We start from the raw sequence: 2746 nt of genomic DNA, 5'->3' as shown, positions 1-2746 counted from the left end.
GGCCGTCGATCGCGCCGGGCGCCGAGCGCCCGACGACCGGGGCCAGGTCGTCGTTCTGGACCGAGATGGGTTGCGTCGCCGGAGAGCCGGGGGCCGCTCCGGACGGAGGGGCACCCCCGATCAGGGCACCGCCGGTCGCGATCGCCACGGCTGCCGTGACGATCGCCCGCGAGATGACGCGGGGTGTTGCTGTGGACATGTGAGTCACACCTCATGGTTCGGGCAGCCCGGGTGGGGCCGCAGCCTCGGGCGCCCGATCGGGCTCCCGGGCGGAACCTAGTGATGTGTTGTTCCCCGCGCCTACGCTCAACTTCTTGCACTGCAGACAACTGCACGGGTCCGGACATCCTCCGGAGTTCTCGGAAATACCCCGGAAGGTCTCCCGCCTCCCTACTTCCGGCTCACCCGGCTCACTGGATCGAGACGTCGTCGATGAAGAAGGCCGTGGGGACGCTCAAGTCCTCGTCCGACACGAACCGGAGCTCGATCGTCTTCCCGGTGAACGCAGCCAGCGACGCACTGCGCACGACGTACCCCGCCGTCGCGTTGGCGTTGGAGAAGGTCGCGAGGGTGGTCGTCACCCCACCGGAGATCACGCGCACGAAGAGCTTGTCGAAGGGAGTCGCGCCGACCTCCTGGGTCCCGACCCGGAGCCAGAACCGAAGAGTCAGGGCGGGAGAGGAGGGCAGCACGATCCCCCGCTGGCCGAGCATGTCGATTCGGCCGTCGCCCCAGCCGCCGAGGTAGGTGTTGCACCGGCCGGTCCTCGGCGCCTGACCGCCGTCGTCGCAGTCGATGCTCCCATCATTGTTGCCCTGCCAGATCCCGGGACCGGACTCGAACCCCGCCTGCTTGACCCGGTTCGTCGTCGCCGGCGGCGGCGGAGAGACCACGGTGCTGCTGAACTTGGAGTAGAGCAGCTTGTTGGGCGAGCCGGCCCCGATGCCGGTCACCCGGTTCGGCGAGGCGCTGTTGCGCACCGCGTTCGCGACGACGGCCGGCGTCGCGGTGGGGTTGGCCTGCAGGTAGGTCGCCACGACACCCGCGACGTGCGGGCTCGCCATCGAGGTGCCGTTCTCGATGTGGAGCGCGGCGTCCGACAGATGGTGCGTCGACAGCACCTGGGAGCCGGGCGCGAACAGGTCCAGGCAAGGGCCGAAGTTCGAGTACGACGCCCGCGCGTCGGTGTAGGTCGTCGCACCCACGGTGAGCGCATCCGGCGCACTCGCGGGAGAGAACCCGCACGCATCGAGGTTGGAGTTGCCGGCGGCGACGACCACGCTGACACCGTCGGCGATGGTGTTGGCGACGGCGGTGTTCACCGCAGCGTCGAACGAGCTGCCGAGGCTCATGTTCGCCACCGCGGGTGTGTTCGCGGCGTGGTTGCCGATGATGAAGTTGAGACCGGCGATGACGCCGGCGTTGGTGCCGCTGCCCGCGCAGTCGAGCACCCGGACCGCGACCAGGGTGACCGACTTGGCGACGCCGTACTTGCTGCTGCCGACCGTGCCGGCGACGTGAGTGCCGTGGCCGTTGCAGTCGAGGCTGCCGTTGCCGTCGTTGACCGCCGTGAACCCGTGGATGGCTCGGGAGCCGAACTGCGTGTGCGTGCGGCGGATCCCGGTGTCGACGATGTACGCCTTGACACCTGCGCCGGTGCGCTCGAAGTGGTAGGAGCGGTTCAGCGTCCGGGTGCGCTGGTCGATCCGGTCGAGCCCCCACGGCGGGTCGTACTGGTCGCCGAACGCCGCCACCGTGCGGTCGGCCTGGACGTAGGCGACGTTCGGGTTGTTCTCGACCGCGCTGAGGGCTGCCGGCGGCAGCTTGGCCGCGAAGCCGTTGAGCGCATCCGTGTAGTTGAAGAGGACCTCACCGCCTCGTTGTACGGCGTCGGCCCGGGCATCCCGCATGGCCGACACGCTCGCGCGCGGTTTCATCACGACGATGTACTGCCCCTCGACGACGCGGCCGGCCGCGCTGGACGAGGAGCCGCCCTTGTCGTCGGCACGGGCCGGGACCGCCCCGGCCGATCCGTCACCGACGGCCGCGAGTCCGCCGGTCAGGAGGACCGCCGCAGCGAGTCCGAGAGCGCGGGAGCGAGCACGGAGGAAGCGAGGCATGACATGACTCCGGAGGGGGTGATCGGCGGCACCCGAGGTCGCCTCGGTGGGTCATTCTCGAACGTCCTGATGCTGCCACCGGATTGCGCCCGAGGGAGCAGAACAGCCCATTTCGTCGACACTGATTTCGACCGGGCACACTGGGCCGGTGCCACGCCGAGCGCCCGCCGCCCTGCCTGCCCTGTTCGCCGTGCTGGTCCTGGCCGCGGCCGCCGGTTGCGCCGGGGACGAGCCGGCCACCGAATCCGACCGGGTCGTGCTGAATCCGCTTGCCGACGGCGACGACCACACGCACGCCCCCGGCCGGTCGGACCCCACGCCGATCGGCGACGGCACCACGTCTCGCGCGGGCGGCTACCGCCTGACCGATGTGCGACTCCCCGGCGGGACCGACGGGCCGGGCGACCTCTCGTTCACGGTCCTGGGCCCGGACGGCCGGCCGGTCACCGACTACACGCCGCAGCAGACGAAGCCGATGCACCTCTACGTCGTCCGGGACGACTACTCGGTCTTCCGCCACCTGCACCCGGACGTGGCGGGCGACGGCACCTGGACGGTTCCGGTGGACCTCGCCGAGCCCGGCGACTACCGGGTCGTCGCCGACTTCCTGCCGGGCGACGCCGAGC

3 protein-coding genes are annotated in these 2746 nt (G+C 70.6%); 1 reads left to right on the top strand and 2 read right to left on the bottom strand.

Annotated features, from left to right (window positions below; genetic code table 11):
- Both H0488_RS22735 and H0488_RS22730 read right to left on the bottom strand, forming a co-directional pair.
- Positions 1–199: hypothetical protein (locus H0488_RS22735; RefSeq protein WP_220794910.1), on the bottom strand; the 199-nt coding region annotated here is incomplete at its 3' end.
- A 211-nt stretch (positions 200–410) separates the two neighbouring features.
- Positions 411–2120 (bottom strand): S8 family peptidase, encoded by a 1710-nt coding sequence (locus tag H0488_RS22730; RefSeq protein ID WP_183101466.1) that lies wholly within the window; start codon positions 2118–2120, stop codon positions 411–413.
- A gap of 148 nt (positions 2121–2268) precedes the next feature.
- Between H0488_RS22730 and H0488_RS22725 the strand changes: the two genes are divergently transcribed.
- On the top strand, positions 2269–2746 hold a 478-nt coding region (locus tag H0488_RS22725), incomplete at its 3' end, for a DUF8832 domain-containing protein (protein ID WP_512698549.1).

It is taken from the genome of Nocardioides pelophilus, assembly GCF_014180685.1.
Lineage (GTDB): Bacteria > Actinomycetota > Actinomycetes > Propionibacteriales > Nocardioidaceae > Nocardioides > Nocardioides pelophilus.
This window is presented reverse-complemented; position numbering and strand designations above follow the sequence as displayed.